Genomic DNA, 17168 nt, shown 5'->3' on the forward strand with positions numbered 1-17168 from the left:
GGAGTGGATGTATTATGTATCCCCATCATCAGGCTGCCATTGATGCCATCACCAACAAGCTTAAAGCCAGACCCGACGTACAAGGGATTATCATCGGAGGTTCCGTGGCGCATGGCTTTGCGGGCGAAACCTCTGATATCGACATTATGATCGTCCTTTCCGAAGAGGATTACAAGAAAGCTTGTTCCATCCATAATCTTGGGTATTTCGAAACGGAATCCTGTTCTTATGAAGGCGGTTATGTGGACGGGAAAGTTGTATCCGCTTCCTACATCAAGCAAGTGGCCGAATCCGGCAGCGATCCTGCTAAGTTCGCATTCCAGGATGCGTTCGTCACCTATTCCAATATCGAGGGGTTGGAACGGTTGGTCCATGATGCTCCCCGATATCCGGTGGAGAAAAAGACTGAGAACATGCAGAAGTTCTATGCACAATTCGAAACCTGGAAATGGTATTATTACGAAGGACTGAAACGCAACAATCGTTTATTAATCGACTACTGTTTGACCCACTATGTCTTTTTCGCAGGTCGGTTGATTTTGCTACACAACGAAACACTTTTCCCTTCTTATAAGTGGTTCTTACAGGTTCTAGAGGGGGCCCAAAAGAAGCCTGAGAATTTGTTGACGGACATCCATCGGGTACTGGAAGAACGAACGCCGGAAGCCGTAGAAAATCTGTACAAGAGTATTGTGGAATTTAATAACTGGTATCAGGCAGAGCATCATTGGACGGTTCAGTTCATGATGGATAGCCAGCTGAACTGGATGGACGGACCGGTTCCGGTTCTCGATTTATAAACTGTACCGCTAACGGGAACGATAGTTCAATAGATGGCTTCATGGTTAGCAGGATGAGGCATTGTTTCGAGGAGGAAACGGCCAGGCTTGTTGAAGAGCATCACGCTCCGCCGAATTGTAGCTCTGCACGTCCACGCCTCGGATCCATATGGAGTATCAGTGAAAGACACCTTTAGGGGTGTCTTTTTGTTTTATGGATATGGTTTAGGAAACTCTCAGAATCTGCATGCCGAGTATGCTTGCACAAATTTTATTTTATTGGTTTAATTTGTTTATCCATACAAGGAAGAAGATGGATAAAATACGGTTGATATTTTGAAAATGGTAATGTCACTCCACCAGCTTTTCCCGTAAAATGTGAACGAACCGACTTTTTCGGCCGCTTGCTTTCTTTTTGATCATTCGTAAAGACTATTTCAGTAAGAGATAAAATGGAACTAAACATAAATTCATTGTAACGTTTCTTTGTTTAGCTAGTCTTATATATGTAAGGTGGTGAACCCTTGGACAAATTAGATGAACTAGAGGGAGTCTATGATCAATATTTCCGAGATGTATATATCTTTGTGCTTTCATTAAGCAGAGATGAGCAGATCGCCGAGGAAATTACACAGGAGACTTTTCTTAAAGCGCTGAAGCGAATTGAACAGTTCAGGGGGGACTGCAAAATGAGTGTTTGGCTGTGTCAGATTGCGAAAAATACTTATTTCTCCTATATGGACAAGCAGCGGAGGTACGCTCCGATGGCTGAGCAAGAAGCGGAAGCCGGTATTAACCTGGAGCAAAAACTTATTAATCAGACTGAGGCTCTGTATGTTCATAAGGTTCTGCACGGATTGAAGGAGCCGTATAAGGAGGTTTTTATGCTAAGGTTATTTGGAGAACTTTCTTTCGATCATATTAGCCAGATTTTTGGCCGAACGGAGAGCTGGGCAAGAGTGACCTATCACCGGGCCCGTATGAAGATACAGAATCTGCTAATGGAGGATAAAAGATGAGCCGAATCTCATGTGACATTATTCAAGACCTGCTTCCCCTGTACTATGATGACATATGCAGCGAAGCCAGCAGGGAACTCATGGAAGAACACCTTGCTGGTTGTGCAGATTGCCGCGCTTCTCTGGTACAGGTAAAATCTAACCTGAGTTTGCCCATACAAGAGATGGAAGTGAATAAACTGGAGGGAAACGGGCTGCGCAGTATTAAAAGGATTTGGATCCGTACCCAATCGCTGGCTTATTTGAAAGGAATGCTGGTGACTGCTTCCGTATGTGGAGTCTTGATTCTTGGCTACTTCGGTCTGTTCCGATGGAACTTCATACCGGTGGCATCCGATCACATTACTATTTCTAATATAAGAACCATACCAAGTGGTGAAATTGCCTTTAATATTCAAATCAATGACGGGTATACCTTCAATCGTGTGAAAAATACCGTTAAAGATGACGGGAGTTACTATATAACCCCTGTCCATACTCTACTCAAATCGAAGGATTATGTTGTCTCGAGTCTTGCCAGTGGCGGGGTATACGTCAATCCTGTGAGTGTAAGGGCCTACCAGAAGGCGCATGGAAATGATGTGGAGATTACGGCCATCTATTACGGTGCACCGGATGATCCGATTCTGATTTGGAAGAAAGGAATGGAACTGCCGGCAGCAAACCGATAGTCAGGGCGATTCTAGGGTGACATCAAAATCCGTGGCTACACTCGTAGAAGCTTATGTGCCGTTATCTTCGGACAGGGGTTCGACTGCCTCGGCTCTATATGGAGAAAAGTAGAAGACACCTTATCGGGTGTCTTTTTTCATTTCTGCGGTTATTTTGGATTATAAGACGGAACCCTGGCCCAATAATAAAAAGCGGCAGCCATAGACGAGAAAACAATCTCATGGACTTCCGCTCTTTTTGTCTTACCTATAAGGGTTTATTTCTTTAGCGGTGAAAAAGTGATTTAAATGCCAAGAAACATCGTTGCTTTCATACCCGATTAGTGCCCATCGTATTGACGAGACATTAGCATAGAATCTTGACCTATCGATAAATGTGTTAATGCCTTTATAATAATGACTAGGGCGTGTCTTAAAACTAGATATTGCTTCCAACGCATAACCGTAGCATAATTTTACAAGGACGCAATTACGAGGAGCTTGTAAAAGATGCTAAGACGCCACGAAATCAAAGACCCGGACTGGGAAAGGGTCAAAGAACTGTTGCCACCTGAAAACAAGGGTGAAGGCAGACCCTCAAAACCCAATCGGGTGATGCTTAATGCCATGCTTTGGAAAGTCAAAACAGGGGCACCTTGGCGTGATCTGCCAGAACGTTTTGGTTCTTGGAAAACCGTGTATTCCCGGTTTCGTTTATGGAGCAATGACGATCTTTTTCAAAAGATATTTGAAGCGCTCGCCAGCGATGCAGACTTGCAGGATGTTTCTCTAGACAGCACCTCTTGTAAAGTTCACCAGCACGCAGCGGGGGCTAAAAAAGGGCTGAAAATGCCGCAACCAACCAAGAAATCGGACTTTCCCGAGGGGGACGCAATACCAAAATCCACGCTGTAGTCGACGCGCTAGGGAATCCGATTCGCCTATTTTTAACGCCTGGAAACATCCATGATTGTACGGCAGCGGTCGAAGTCCTGTCAGGGGTAAGCTTGTCCGGAACCGCTATTTTAGCCGATAAAGCCTACGGAACGGTAGAGATTCGAACGTACATTGAATCCCAAAACGCAACATACTGTATCCCGCCCAAATCCAATGCCGCAAATCCTTGGACATGTGATTTTTACCATTATAAAGAACGCCATGTAGTGGAATGTTTTTTCAACAAACTCAAACAATTCCGCGGAATCGCAACACGCTATGACAAGCTTTCTCGAAACTTTTTAAGCTTTGCCTTTCTCGCTTCCGCGATGATTCTGTTGAAGTAGCTTCAATATGATTAGTTTTCAGACACGCCCTAATTCTATTAACGATTCTCTCCCCTAATGTATCAAGAATCACACCAACATCATGGGCTGGATCTCCGGTGCCGGAAACACCAAAATCAATTATGCCTACAACTTTGTTGGATGATTTTAGGATGTGGTACGGAGCTAAATCCCCGTGTATCAATACCGGGTCATAATCAAGAAACTTCTTATTAATAAATAGGGGCTCGAAAATATGGTTTATGTGTTCAACGACATAACTCTTCATATGCGGAAATAGTTTTTCCTCGATTCTTGAATATAACTCCAGATAAGAATCCCTTGTACCGTTACCGGGAAAGGCACTTATATCGTATTCTTGTATCTCACCTAGAGGAATAGAATGTAACTGAGATAAAAACTTGCCTATCTGTTCAGCAAACAAATTGAAGTGGTCTACATGTAAGGTCATGAGATTACTTCTAAAAATAGGGTTGCCTTTGATCAAGGAATACTTCGATACCCCTTCATCGATAATTTCTAAGTTTGGTACAGGCATTTCTACATATTGCTTTATGATTTGGATAACTCTAGATTCATTAAGTAAAAGCTCTTTACTAAAATCATTTTTGGCAAACCGAAAGACTTCATTACCGTTAATAATGACAATGTCGTTGTGTAGACCATCTGTCAAATTGGTTTGAATGCTACTGACTTCTATACTGGGGTATTTTTCCTTTATATAATTAATGTAATTGGATAATTTCTCATCCATGAAATATACACATACTCCTCTCATAATGAAGGCAGAAGGGTAACGGTTGCACCGTATTGATATAAGGCTAAGGCGGAAGGTGCTAGTTCAAACTACACATACAGCAATTCTCCTTACATAGATTAATGGATATTATTTCAAGATAGATTATAATTGGAACTGCTGTTATTTCAAAGGACTTCTATCACCAATGTGGTTTCATTGAAGCATTTTTCGAAGAAAAGAGAAACGTTGTCTGAATATGCAGCCCTTGAAAATGCCTATCTTGATGGAATGAGAGAAATATACTGAGCGAGGTGGCTGCCAGAAGACATCTTGGAATATGGGGAATGCGATCTAATAATCCTCATATCAGGAAGGCTAATAAAGGAAGCCTTTATAGTTGGATTTTTGGAGGGATACCGTTTTATAAAAGAGCTCCAAAGATCGGGTGGAGGTCTCACTCTGGTTTAGAGCCAGAGTTCTATTGAAGAGATGTCCGTGATAGACTCCTATGAGTACCCTACCAAAGCATTGAAGCGGTATGGTGAATTAACAGGTGTCTTCTGCTTTACTATGGCTGTTTTAAAATTATCGTTTTCCGTCAGGTCAACTACGGGGTTATACAGGTTTCCACTTGCTCGCCGCTGAGCATTACTTTTACTTAAAAAGACTTACTCCAACAGTAACTCTTCGACGTTTGCTTGAAGCCTATGCTTTTGTACCAAGGATAAGGTTGTTCATCAGGGGCAACAAAGACGATATCCGCACCAAGCTCTTTGCATTTTTTCATGGATTCATAGATACATGCTTTGGCTAGTCCCTGATGTCTATACTTTTCTGCTGTCGCTAATGGTTCAATAAAGGCTGCCTTTGTATCCGAATCGAACCACATTCCGCAAAAAGATGCATAGCTTCCATCTGGAGCTGCAGCGACGGAGCAGATCTCTTGTTTATAGTCGAGCCATGCATGTTTTATGGGCAAATAGACATCGTCATCATAGGCAGGTGGTTCTCCTTCGTAATTAAATGCTCTCCACAGTAAATCATTCAGTTTCTCAAAATTGTACACTTCTTGTAGGCTCTTTATTTCAAATCCCACAGGAATAGGGACATCTTGTATCGGTTCGGATAAAGAGTATGTCAGAGTCCTGCCTTCGTCTCCCTTGGTGTATCCGTTGGCTTCAAGGCAAGCTTGTAATACATCTCCTTCATTTGCACCAATATTTAAATACTTATTCCCGTTATCATCTGTACCGGCAAAGGTACTTTCTGCATATTGAAGCAAGTCCGGACAAAGCTCAACATATTCAGGGTTAATATATATGATTGCATCACCATACCAAGGACTATCGAGTGAAACCCTTCCTACAATTTCACCGTCATCCTCCCAAATACCGATCTTTTCCGGATGAAACATTTCAAAACAGGGATGTTTAGAAAAGCAATCCCAGGTCACCTTTCCTATGTTATTGAGCTCATATTTGCTTTTTCCAAGTGCTTTGCTTATTTTTTCGACGTCCACATCTTTAAAAGTTCGAAAAGTTATCCCCACGATCATTCTCCTTGTTAGAAGTAATTAAGTTATTTTATATATTTAATTCTATATTTTGGTGGTTTGTAGTGCGAGTTAAAGAATGAATTATATCTATTTTTTATCTATGTATAGTTATTGTATGTTTGTTATGGGTTAGAAATAAGAAAAGGATACGTATGTCAAAACTATAGGTATACTCGTAGAAGCTTATATGGCGTTATATCCTACTGAGATCAGGCGGAGGTCTAACATTGGTTTAGACGATACCAACCGATTCGCTATAATAATAGTAATTATTCTACCGGAGGTGTCCAAGATGCGATTGGCTGAAGTTTGGGGAGAGCGCTAGCGACTTGAATTCTGGCTCCGCCCCCAACTAGGGTAATAGCTCAATTTCTTCTGGAGTATGCATGGTGATCATCCGCTAGGCTTTAATCAATCTTCAATGAACGGATAGGTATCCTCGCTTGATACATTCTGCAGAGCCTCTTGAGCTGTTTGGATAGCCCGTTCAGCAGTATCTGATAAGGATTTCTGATTGAAGAGAGGGCCCCAAAATCCCTCCTCATTCAAGATTTCTTTTATGTCAGGATCATGCTCAATCCATTTATGAATTAGGAAGGTAAATAGTCCGTCTCGGTTACGCTTAATGATTTCTACCTTATATATTTCGCTTGGCGAATATATGACCTGAACGACTTCATCCATAGGTTCTCCCCCTCACTGACAAGTTATTAACCCAACTATACCAAATATCCCTTTACGGGGGGCTTCTAGGGTGACATCAAATCCGTGACTACACTCGTAGAAGCTTATGTGCCGTTATCTTCGGACAGGGGTTCGATTAGACTTGTGATGAAGAAAGGTGCCGATTTTGTCCGCACCTTTGTTTTCGAATTTTGAGCTAACGAAGTACAATTCCTGTTTCTTCTTTATGTTACGCCTTATTTTGTTGGAAACGTTGTTTAAAAAATTCTTTAAATGTCATGGGTTTCCGACCAATCAGTCGTTCAAGATCTCCAGACGTTTCAGAGAATTCTCCGCTGTTAATACCTCGTAGCCAAGCTGATAAGAACTCACCAACGTGAAGTGGGACACCATTACTCGTCAAATTCTCCACATATTCTTTTTCGCTAATAGTGACATGGGCAACTCTTGTTCCACTAATCTCGGAGAGGTCATCAGCGATGTCTGTGAATGATCTCGCATCACTGCCATTTAGTGTATATGTCTTATTTTCGTGACCGTTCTGTGTAAGAACAGCCACATTGGCTGCCGCTAAATCATAGAGTGATGCAGCGGCAACTTTACCAGAACCTTCAGGTACTCTTACGCCGACTTCGTAAGCGTTACTACCGAAATAATTAGGCATGGCTTCGAAGTACGGCGGATTCCGCAGAATGGTGTATTCTAAACCGGATGCCTTGAGCGCCTCTTCCGCAAAGATGTCTGATCTCGTAACTTCAGGGATAATTAAGTCTGAATCTTCTCTTCTTGTAATTGACGTGTAAATAACCTGCTTGACACCTGCTTGTTTTGCAGCAGCGATGACATTGAAATGTTGTGTGTTACGGTCGGTAAATGCAATTGCGGAAATAAGCATTACTTTTTCAACACCATTAAAAGCTCGTAAAAGGGAGTTATAATCAAAGTAGTCTCCTTGGTGGACTTCCACACCTTCCTTAATAAAACCTGCAATTTGTTCGGATTGAGGATTTCGCACCAATACAGCGACCTGATTTGCCGGGACTTTCTTAAGAAGAAGCTCCAGTGTTCTATTGCCGAGACCGCCTGTTGCACCAGTAACAAGTATTTTCCCCATTTTGTACATTCCCCTTTTATTGGTAAATTATTTGCATATTAACTATTGCATTTGCCTAGCCTTTCGTACCACTTTGTGTCCTGTTAAGACTACAGTTATCAATTGTGTAAACGTAACTGTTACAGTTACACTTTGTGTAAAAAAAAAGGCTTTAAGATAACTGAGCCTTTTTTAATATCCCATCAACAACATCTTTTATAGTGAAACTTGCCAGAACATCTTCCATAGAAATCTCTACTTTTTTTAATATAATGCTAAGAACATCTTGAATATTAGCACCAACAATGCAATCCAGATTTGTATCTTCGTGAATCTGAAACAACTGCCCTTCAGTAACTACTTCTACCGATCGATATACATCAAGCAAGGTTATTTCATCAATTGGCTTTAAAAGATATGTTCCTCCATAGCCAAAATTAACTTTGACTAAACCAGCCTTTTTCAACATCCCGGTTACCCTGCGAATGACCACCGGGTTTGTATTTACACTACTTGCAACCAACTCTGAAGTACAAATCATATCTTTCCCAATGGACAAAAAACTCAGTATGTGAATTGCTACAGAAAATCTAGTGCTTATTTTTATTGCAGGCACCCCCTTCTGCAACCATTATAGTTACACCTATTGCGATTGTCAACTTGCCTATCCAAAGGGCTTCTAATAACCTCTTTAATACTATGCCCCACAGCTACATTGCCAACAGCCTCCAATGGACCATCGATGTTCGCAGCATCTAATCATCCACATCTTTCTCAAAATTGTTAGAATATGCTGCGATAACGTTAGGAAAGTAGAATAGGTGCATCGTAGCATGAGAAAAACTTGAATGACGACGATAACGCTGAGTATATTGTTAAAATAAATTATGCAAACAATGTGCTCCGAAGAGGATTATATTCAACTAATGGGTAACCGTTCTGAAGGTAAACTGATTGATATAGAGATGCAGTTGTTTAATAAGTATGACATTGAAAAGAGAACGATGTTTTATTGGAGCAAACGGTATGCGAGTCAACTGAGTCAGGGAGACAAATATCCAGAGTTGAGGAAATGCGTGACGATAAACATTTTAAACTATACGTTCTTGAAGAATGAGCAATATCATAACGTATTTCATCTGCGGGAGGACCGAACAGGGATATCCTTGATTGACGACATTGAGGTGCATTTCTTGGAGTTGCCGAAGCTGGATGAACATAGCGTTCCGTCTGAAGGCGGGGTGATCAATTGGCTGTTATTCCTGAAAGGTGCCGATACATCACAATGGGAGGTGCTGAAGATGAATGAGCCGGGTTTGGAGAAGGCAATGGATACCTTGCAATATTTGAGTCAGGATTCAGAAGCCAGACGGTTGTATGAGGCCAGACAGAAGTATCTGCATGATGAGGCATCTATGCTGGGAAGTGCGGAAATGGCAGGTGTAAAGAAGGTAGCTAAGAACATGCTTGACCTGAATCTAGACATACCGATTATTGTAAAGGCCACTGGATTAACGGAGCAGGGGATCAATGCTTTGAGGAAGTAAGGAATGAGGGAGCAGCCTATATGCGGATTATCCCTTTCTATAAGTTAGGCAAATTATATAATTGCGGGGGGCTTCTAGGGTGACATCAAAACTGTAACTACACTCGTAGAAGCTTATGTTCCGTTATCTTCGGACAGGGGTTTAACTCCCCTCGGCTCCAATATGGAGTAAAGCAGAAGACACCTTAAGAGGTGTCTTTTTTCATGCCTGAGGATGTATTATTAATTCCCTAGAATATAACAAGCCGCTTTCCCTGGATGGCTAAGAGGAAAATGATGACCATAGGGAACAACATCAATGTTACCAAGCTGTACTGGAGCAGAATAGTGCCGATCTTGATCTCCCCAAATAACATGAAGATTAGACCTTGGTACTTTGGTGAAATCACCCTGATAATTTTTCGACAGAAAACGGTTGAGTTGAAGAGTGGTATTTACAATTCTAGGCGAAGTGAAGCTGCTGCGTACTTTGGCAATATAATATTTCGGAATGCTCTCTATATTTTCAAACAGACCATTATCAATTAAATAACGTTCTAATGAATTAGCCGTTGCTAACTTCAATGCCCATTTGTTCATAAATTGAGGAGTATTGAACGATTTAGAATTTTTTTTGGCAACAGGTGGCTGAAGTAAAGTGATAGTATTCTTCGTATCCAGGTACTCGCACGCTGACGCTTCCAGCAGAATAACCGCTCCGAAGGAATGGCCAATCCAATGTGCGCCATGAGTGGCTTTTCCTGATAACTCCTTCACTACATTCAAATAGAGATCCAGAAGATTCTTGTCCCGCTTAAAAGGGGAACGTCCTAAACCCGGAAGATCTGGAATCCATACGGGTCGACCCGTTTTTTCATGAAGCTCTAGTCCTAAAGGAAATAAATCGGCTCCATCACTGAGCAAACCGTGGAATAAAATAAATGGCTTGCCCTCACCTGGTATTTGATAAATCACAGTGTTTCCGATTAAGTTTCGTTCATATGCATGATTATACTGGTCATTGGGGTACATCAGGCGGTAATCCAAATCTGCTACTACGGCCGGGAGAAAATTCATCACACTCGTCTTAGTAAACCAATCTTCTCCCATGACTTTTTTCGGTAGATCATTTGAAAAGGTTCTATTTGTAATAAAGTTCAGTCCATCCGATGGAATTTGTGTGATTTTACTGATCCCGCTGTTCATAAGTGCCTTCATGAAGCGAAGCGGCACAGAGATTGCAGGTGCGGCCATATTCATACTTTCTGACATAACGCCTAATAATTCAGATATATCCGGATCATGCTGGTTGTCTGGAACAAGTGTATAGGTTTGAATAGACGATTGCTCCAGCTTAACAACCTGAACAATAAACTTCGCCAGCGCATCGTTTGAAATAAGCGGTAACTTATACCCCTTGCCTCCAGGAATAACTGGCATCAGCCCTCTGCGCATACTCTCCACAAGCAAGCCTAAGCCAGCTACCTGCTCTGTACTTCCTGTTGTACTGCTGCCGACTACGGTTGGCGGATTAATCACAGATAGCGGATACCCTAATGCGGATGCCTGCTGGCGAATATACAGATCTGCTAAAAATTTGGTTCTTTCATACGGATTTTTTATTTTCAGATAGTCGTGCCCTTCTTGAAACACATCAATCGCAACCTTGCTATTATCATCATCAAAGGGGGACATATATCCAACTACATGAATAAATTGCTGCAAACCCTTCAATTGGTGGATACGTTTAGCGAATTCACTGATATGCTTGGCACCATTTAAAAACACAGAAGTTGCCTCTTGCGTTGTCGCTTGAATATCCATTTGTCCGCCTGCGTGAATAATAATATCCGTGCGTAGTACCCTCTCCTTATCTTCATCACTTAGACCTAAATCTGGTTTCGTCAAATCACCTTCAATAAAGAATAGGGCTGCCTCGTTGAAAAAACCTTTTTCCTGATAAACACGTATTGCTTTACTTCTCGATCTCACTAAAAGAAAAATCATATTATCCTCTTTAAGAAGCTCCTCCACGAGTTGCCTCCCGATAAAGCCTGTTCCACCTGTCAAAAATATAGTCCTCAAATCATCCGCGCTCCTTTTTAGTACTTCATGGTACTAATTTTGTTGTAAAAAAAATGCTTCTTATCGAAGCAAGTTAAAAAAGTGGCTGGCTGTTGTCGTGATCACCGTTGCATCCTTCAATGTCTCTGACAGAAACAGTGCTCCTTCCAGATTCGTTATAAAAAGTGCCGCCACCTCATCAATATGAATCGTATCTCTAAACTCGCCTTTTTCTGCTCCTTGCTTAAGTAATAGAGAGATTTTAGTTTGTAAGCCTGTAAAAAAGAGACCTATTTTTTCCTTTATGTGCGTTGCTTGTGCAGGGGTTTGAATATAAAGAGTAATAAATGGACAGCTACCCTTATACTCTCTGGACTGAACTCCTTGCGATAAATGTTTTAAAAACATCTGGACACGATCCTCCACGGATAATTGGTTCTGGGAAAGGATTTCATCCATTGCACGCTCATACGCTTCAATCCAATAATCAACGACTCCTGCTAACAACTCTTCCTTATCAGCGAAGTGATAATACACATTCGATTTTGATACCTTGCTCACACGAACTAATTCATCCATGCTGGTATAAGCAAATCCCTTTTCTAAAAATAAGGCTGCCGCGACTTCAAGCACACGTTTTTGATTCATTATTTTTACCTTTGTCATGACTAGAACTATATAGTACTAATTCAAACATTGCAAGTATTTTCATTTTTGCATAACCCCTATTTATCCTCTATAATTGTAGGCTACTATGCACCTGTCAGGAGGAAATGATGAATTATATTAAAGAAAACCTTGCAGGATATGGCGTGAGCGAGCAAATGAGTGTGTATCTCTCGAACATCATTATGATTTTATTTATCGCTTTGCTCTCTGTAGTGGCCAATCTTGTAGCCAAAAAAATCGTACTGAAGATCATCATCCATATCATTAATAACAACCGGTATACGTGGGATAATTTCTTTTTGGAGAAAAAGGTGTTTCACAAGCTGTCGCATCTCGCTCCGGCCTTTATCATCTATTATGCTGCACCTATTTTTCCACTGTATCAGTCTTTCATTATAAAGATTGCCTTAACTTATATGATTATCGTAACGATCACGGTGTTTAATGCCCTGCTTGATGCCATCGATGCTATTTATCGTACGTATGAAGTGTCCAAGATTAGGCCGATCAGGGGTTACATTCAGGTTGCGAAGATTATTCTGTATATTATTGCTGCTATTATAGTGATTTCTAACCTCATGGGACAGAATCCGCTGATTCTTCTTAGTGGACTGGGTGCTTTATCGGCTGTTCTTATGCTGGTCTTCAAAGATTCGATATTGGGCCTCGTGGCAGGGGTGCAATTATCCTCTAACGATATGGTCCGTGTAGGCGACTGGATTGAAATGCCTAAATATAATGCTGACGGCAATGTAATTGACATTACGCTGAATACGGTAAAGGTGATGAATTTCGATAAAACCATTACCATGATTCCAAGCTATGCCCTGATCTCAGACTCTTTTAAAAATTGGCGGGGCATGGAAGCTTCTGGCGGCAGAAGGATGAAGCGAAGTGTCTGTATTGATACAAGCAGCATATGTTTTTGTACCAAAGAAATGATTGAAGAGTTCCGGAAAGTACACTATCTCAGCGATTATGTCACGACAAGATTAGATGAAATTAACGCTTATAATATCGAACATCATATCAATATGGAGAGCAAAGTGAATGGAAGACAGCTAACGAATATCGGAGTATTCCGGGAATATGTCCAAGAATATCTGCGCAATCATCCCAAAATTCATAAGGATATGACGCTCATTGTCAGACAGTTAGAAGCAGGAGACAGCGGACTGCCCTTAGAAATTTATGCGTTCAGCAATGAGACGACCTGGGGTGTGTATGAGTCGGTACAGTCGGATATCTTTGATCACATTTTTGCGATTATTCCTCTGTTTGGACTTCGCGTTTTCCAGAACCCGACGGGCCAGGATATTGTTAATTTAAAAGAGAGAAGAGAGTATTCGACGGGGTATTGAGGATATGGCAATGGAAGAGGATTAGCCTTTGCGGGCCAGGCCGGAGGCCGGGCAATGTTGCAATGTTGTCCAATTAAAGAATGAAGTAGCCCCTCATTAGTGTATAATAAAGCAAATTGAAGCCCTATCCCTGTCCTTGGACCGGAACGGACAGGAAGCTGAGGAGGAATCGTTGTGGCCAGCATTAGACAGAGAATTGTCCCGCATCTATGGTATGACAAGGAGGCGGCAGAAGCCGCCCGCTTTTATGCTTCTGTGTTCCCGGAATCCAGAGTTACAAGTGTGAACACCATTCATGATACGCCGTCCGGCGATGCGGGTCAGGTCTCTTTTGAGGTCTGGGGGCAGCCGTTCATGGCGATCAGCGGGGGGCCGTATTTCAAGCTGAATCCGGCTGTGTCATTCTTTGTGAATTTTGATCCCTCACGGGAAAAGGATGCAGCAGAGAGATTAGATGAGGTGTGGGATAAGTTAGCTGAAGGCGGCACCGCCCTGATGCCGCTCGGCAAGTATCCGTTCAGTGAGCGGTATGGCTGGATTCAGGATAAGTTCGGAGTGTCCTGGCAGCTGATTCTCACGAATCCGGCAGGGGAAGAGCGGCCTGCGATCATTCCTTCCTTGTTGTTCGTGGGGGATCGATGCGGGAAGGCGGAAGAGGCGATGTCCTTCTATCTGTCCGTATTCAAGGATTCGCGGCAAGGTCTTCTTACCCGCTACCCGGCAGGCTCTGCGCCGGATCAGGAAGGAACGATTATGTTCGCGGACTTCATGCTGGAGAATCTGTGGTTCACGGTAATGGACAGTGCGCATAATCATCAGTTCAGCTTCAATGAAGCGGTCTCCTTCATGGTATCCTGCGATTCTCAGGAAGAGATTGACTACTACTGGGACAAGCTGTCCGCAGTTCCTGAAGCCGAGCAATGCGGCTGGCTGAAGGATGCCTTCGGCATCTCCTGGCAGATTATTCCGGCAGAGATGAATGAGATGATGAAGAAGGGTACGCCGGAGCAGCTGGCGCGTGTGACGAAGGCTTTTCTGCAGATGAAGAAGTTTGAGCTTGCAGAGCTGCGTAAGGCCTATAAGGGAGAATAAAAGAGGCAATTTGCTGGAATAACAACACAAGCGATAAGGAACACATCCTTATCGCTTCTTTGCGCGTAAATATAAGAAGGTACAGGTTTCACTTGCCCTACACCTTCTCCCCTCCATCCCCGGCCCGGTACTTCTTCCGGTACTGGGCCGGGGTCATGCCGTATACCTTCTTGAAGCTGGAATAGAAGGTGTTCAGGGACGAGAAGCCGAAATGCTGCACGATGGGCTCGATCGGCGAGTCGGAGGCAATGAGCTCCTGGCAGATGAACGTTAGCCGCTTCTCTGATATTTTATCGGTGATGGATTGGGTGGTCTCTGCTTTGTACAGACTGCGGAAATAATTGACGGACAAGCCCAGGTGATCGGCCAGCATGGTGGCAGACAGATTCGGGTCGGTGAGATGACTCTCGATGAACTGGTCCACCTGGCCGATCAGGGCGATATTCTTGGATTGGCTGCGGGCGGCCGCAATGTCTTCGAGCGTCTTGGTAATCAAAGCCTCCATCCAGGGCATGACGTTATCCATCGTTTCCTGCCGAATGATCTGTTTCTCGATGGACGTCAGTCCCCACGAGCTGGGCAGCGGCTGGGAGGAATGCTCCTGGATGAGCCGGCGGATGTCCATGAACAAGGTGATCAGAGACATTTTACATTCAAAATAAGGCAGTTCCCGCAGCTTCACAACTGCTGAGCGTAAGACCTCCAGAATGACGGCGGCGTCCCCCTTGAGTATAGCCTGGGCGATCTGCCGCTCCTGACTCACAGGCAAATGATACAATTCCCCGGGCGCAGCAGGTAGCCATTCCTTCACAATGAGCGACCGGTGTCCGAAGCGGAACCTCTCCTGCGTCAGATCATACGTCTCCAGATATATCTCATGCATGTCGGTTAAGCCAGGCAATGTCCGGCCCCAGGCCACGGTGGTTCCCACAGACAAATACTGCTGGATCAGCCGCCCTGCTACTTGCAGCTCCTTCGCGAATTCCTCTGACAAGGGAGCCGATAAGACTACAGCCACGTGGTCGTCCCCCATATCTACGGTCTGCAGCTTGTGCCTGGACGATTGCAGCGACTCCTGAATGATATTGGACATCGCGAACCGGAGCAGGCGCCGGTCCTTCTCCGGGTACACTCCCGAGAATTCTGCGAAGTGGTCGATCCGGAAGATGGCTACGGACAACTCATCGCCCGGCAGATCAATCCCCCATTCCACGAATTGAGCGCAGATCTCCGCTGCCGAATGGTACGTCTCGCCCAGGAAATCCCTTAAGAATCGTTCTCTTCCCAGAAATTTATTATGCCGCCATTGCTCAGTAAGCTCGTGAATCTGATTATGCTGCGAGGTGAAAACGCTTGATAAGTATTCGAGTTCATTGGCGTTCGCGCCAAGGCCCGGCTTCTCCGCCTGATGCTGCCGCATGACCCGGCTGATCAGCTCCTGAATGGGTGAGTACACCCGTTTGGAGATTAGAATAATCACCGCCAGGGAGGCTGCGAACAAGACGAGGAACAGGATCAGACTGGTATCGCGCAGGACCGTGATTTTATTCAGAATGGCGGATTTCGGGATCATCTCAATGAAGGTCCAATCCTGGATGCCCTTAACGGAGGAGTCGGCATAGACCACCAGCTTCTCTCCCTGATCCTGGGGCTGAAACAGCTTCCAGCCGCTGGCTCCCTTCATCCCGTGGCTTCTGAGCTCGGCAATCTGCTGCGGATTCATTGGCGTGCTGCTAAAAATCGTCTCGTCTCTGTCATTCAGCACGGTGATCGACCGGCTCGCGAAGTTTGAATTATTCTGCAGCAGGGTCATGAGATTGTGGGTATCCACATTCATGACGAACGCGGAGATAGAGCTGCCTTTTTCATAAAATCTGACAATGGTCATCACTTCTTTGGGCGTGTTCCCGGTAAGGGGGAGGGACAAGGTTCTCGGAATAAGCACGCTATGGTTGGCTGTTTCCGGGTCACGTAAGCGCTTAATAATATCCTGATCGTAAAAAGCTGCGGTATCATTTAACCCAAGTCTGGAGTCAATGACCGTATTCGTATAATCGTTAATGAGGTAGACAGAATCTATGGAGGGGTTGGCGTTCTTAATGTCCATTAACTGGCTCCATACTTCATAAGTCTCGAAATCGCTGTAATGGTCCGAAAGGGCATACACCTTAAGCGCGCTGTCATTACTGGAGGAGAAGCTGAAATCAAGTGCCCATTCCATCAGCCGCGACGTATTCCGGGCCCCGTTCACGAGAAGGGATTCCGAATGATCGCCGATTTCCTCCAGCAGTGTCTTGGAAGATTGCCCATAGAGCAGGACGAAGGATATCCCTAAGACCAGAACGTTCGCACTGACAAAGTAAAAAATAAGCTTCATGTAGGTAGGGTGCCGCTTCAGCGAGGCGAAGAACGGTTGTCTGAATTTCATGGCTCTGGAACCTCCGTAATCATAACTGTCCGGCTCATTATAAGTAGATTTATTATAGCACACAGGGTATTTTCGTCTGCCGAATCGTTTGTTTTGGGAAGAGTGTTGTTTTTGGGAAGGCGGTAAATCTGCACTTGCGGGAAGGATTGGCGTTTCTCGGAATTGCTCAGGGCACAAGGGCTTGATAAGGTGACGGCATAGATAACGGAACGCTCCTTAAGCGATTA

At 43.7% G+C, this 17168-nt stretch carries 14 protein-coding genes and 1 pseudogene; 7 read left to right on the forward strand and 8 right to left on the reverse strand.

The genetic code is table 11. The features are described 5' to 3' along the window. The first annotated feature begins 14 nt into the window (after positions 1-14). From MKZ07_RS24420 to MKZ07_RS24435, 4 genes are all read left to right on the forward strand, one after another. Positions 15-800: a nucleotidyltransferase domain-containing protein gene (locus tag MKZ07_RS24420; protein WP_036690116.1), complete on the forward strand. Its 786-nt coding sequence runs from the start codon at positions 15-17 to the stop codon at positions 798-800. A 503-nt stretch (positions 801-1303) separates the two neighbouring features. Then, entirely contained in the window at positions 1304-1798 is a 495-nt protein-coding gene (locus tag MKZ07_RS24425; RefSeq protein WP_036690118.1) for an RNA polymerase sigma factor, read from the forward strand. After that, a complete protein-coding gene (locus MKZ07_RS24430; protein ID WP_036690119.1) occupies positions 1795-2469 on the forward strand; it encodes a zf-HC2 domain-containing protein in 675 nt (224 codons plus the stop codon). Before MKZ07_RS24425 ends, MKZ07_RS24430 begins: the two co-directional genes overlap by 4 nt. 489 nt (positions 2470-2958) lie before the next feature. Further along, a protein-coding gene (locus MKZ07_RS24435) for an IS5 family transposase (protein ID WP_341027176.1) occupies positions 2959-3731 on the forward strand; the annotation gives its coding sequence in 2 pieces (ribosomal slippage) (positions 2959-3289 and positions 3289-3731; 774 coding nt in all). On the opposite strand, the gene MKZ07_RS24440 is transcribed toward MKZ07_RS24435, so the two are convergent. The 5 genes from MKZ07_RS24440 to MKZ07_RS24460 form a co-directional block, all read right to left on the reverse strand. Then, complete coding sequence (locus tag MKZ07_RS24440; protein WP_341028138.1) at positions 3634-4485, reverse strand: phosphotransferase; 852 nt, start codon at positions 4483-4485, stop codon at positions 3634-3636. The genes MKZ07_RS24435 and MKZ07_RS24440 overlap by 98 nt on opposite strands. 643 nt (positions 4486-5128) lie before the next feature. Continuing rightward, complete coding sequence (locus tag MKZ07_RS24445; protein WP_162174438.1) at positions 5129-6019, reverse strand: GNAT family N-acetyltransferase; 891 nt, start codon at positions 6017-6019, stop codon at positions 5129-5131. 417 nt (positions 6020-6436) lie between these two features. Then, the gene (locus MKZ07_RS24450) at positions 6437-6709 is read right to left on the reverse strand and encodes a hypothetical protein (RefSeq protein WP_036691360.1); all 273 of its coding nucleotides are present in this window, start codon (positions 6707-6709) and stop codon (positions 6437-6439) included. 229 nt (positions 6710-6938) lie between these two features. Further along, positions 6939-7823, reverse strand: a complete 885-nt coding sequence (locus MKZ07_RS24455; protein WP_036691359.1) for an SDR family oxidoreductase — start codon at positions 7821-7823, stop codon at positions 6939-6941. Positions 7824-7974: 151 nt separating this feature from the next. Next, on the reverse strand, positions 7975-8409 hold the full coding sequence (locus tag MKZ07_RS24460; RefSeq protein WP_036691400.1) for an Rrf2 family transcriptional regulator: 435 nt from the start codon (positions 8407-8409) through the stop codon (positions 7975-7977). 328 nt (positions 8410-8737) lie between these two features. Between MKZ07_RS24460 and MKZ07_RS24465 the strand changes: the two are divergent. After that, positions 8738-9349, forward strand: a pseudogene (locus MKZ07_RS24465) (Rpn family recombination-promoting nuclease/putative transposase); the annotation flags it as partial. A 221-nt stretch (positions 9350-9570) separates the two neighbouring features. On the opposite strand, the gene MKZ07_RS24470 reads toward MKZ07_RS24465, so the two are convergent. Then, positions 9571-11412: an alpha/beta fold hydrolase gene (locus MKZ07_RS24470; protein ID WP_341028140.1), complete on the reverse strand. Its 1842-nt coding sequence runs from the start codon at positions 11410-11412 to the stop codon at positions 9571-9573. A gap of 60 nt (positions 11413-11472) precedes the next feature. After that, positions 11473-12039 (reverse strand): TetR/AcrR family transcriptional regulator, encoded by a 567-nt coding sequence (locus MKZ07_RS24475; protein WP_341028143.1) that lies wholly within the window; start codon positions 12037-12039, stop codon positions 11473-11475. Between the two features lie 128 nt (positions 12040-12167). On the opposite strand from MKZ07_RS24475, the gene MKZ07_RS24480 reads away from it, so the two are divergent. After that, the gene (locus MKZ07_RS24480; RefSeq protein ID WP_341028146.1) at positions 12168-13421 is read left to right on the forward strand and encodes a mechanosensitive ion channel family protein; all 1254 of its coding nucleotides are present in this window, start codon (positions 12168-12170) and stop codon (positions 13419-13421) included. A gap of 174 nt (positions 13422-13595) precedes the next feature. Beyond that, positions 13596-14513 carry a VOC family protein gene (locus MKZ07_RS24485; protein ID WP_036691355.1) on the forward strand — a complete coding sequence of 306 codons (918 nt, stop codon included), beginning with the start codon at positions 13596-13598 and terminating at the stop codon, positions 14511-14513. Positions 14514-14610: 97 nt separating this feature from the next. Here the strand turns inward: MKZ07_RS24485 and MKZ07_RS24490 are convergent, their stop codons facing one another. Further along, positions 14611-16941: a helix-turn-helix transcriptional regulator gene (locus MKZ07_RS24490; RefSeq protein WP_341028148.1), complete on the reverse strand. Its 2331-nt coding sequence runs from the start codon at positions 16939-16941 to the stop codon at positions 14611-14613. Positions 16942-17168: the final 227 nt, after the last annotated feature.

Source organism: Paenibacillus sp. FSL P4-0338, assembly GCF_038002365.1.
Lineage (GTDB): Bacteria > Bacillota > Bacilli > Paenibacillales > Paenibacillaceae > Paenibacillus_AQ.

Excerpts from the sequence above, each read along its gene's own strand:
- MKZ07_RS24420 (WP_036690116.1), top strand. The coding sequence starts at position 15 with ATGTATCCCCATCATCAGGCTGCCATTGATGCCATCACCAACAAGCTT.
- MKZ07_RS24430 (WP_036690119.1), top strand. The coding sequence starts at position 1,795 with ATGAGCCGAATCTCATGTGACATTATTCAAGACCTGCTTCCCCTGTAC.
- MKZ07_RS24440 (WP_341028138.1), bottom strand. The coding sequence starts at position 4,485 with ATGGATGAGAAATTATCCAATTACATTAATTATATAAAGGAAAAATAC.
- MKZ07_RS24450 (WP_036691360.1), bottom strand. The coding sequence starts at position 6,709 with ATGGATGAAGTCGTTCAGGTCATATATTCGCCAAGCGAAATATATAAG.
- MKZ07_RS24455 (WP_036691359.1), bottom strand. The coding sequence starts at position 7,823 with ATGGGGAAAATACTTGTTACTGGTGCAACAGGCGGTCTCGGCAATAGA.
- MKZ07_RS24475 (WP_341028143.1), bottom strand. The coding sequence starts at position 12,039 with ATGAATCAAAAACGTGTGCTTGAAGTCGCGGCAGCCTTATTTTTAGAA.
- MKZ07_RS24480 (WP_341028146.1), top strand. The coding sequence starts at position 12,168 with ATGAATTATATTAAAGAAAACCTTGCAGGATATGGCGTGAGCGAGCAA.
- MKZ07_RS24490 (WP_341028148.1), bottom strand. The coding sequence starts at position 16,941 with ATGAAATTCAGACAACCGTTCTTCGCCTCGCTGAAGCGGCACCCTACC.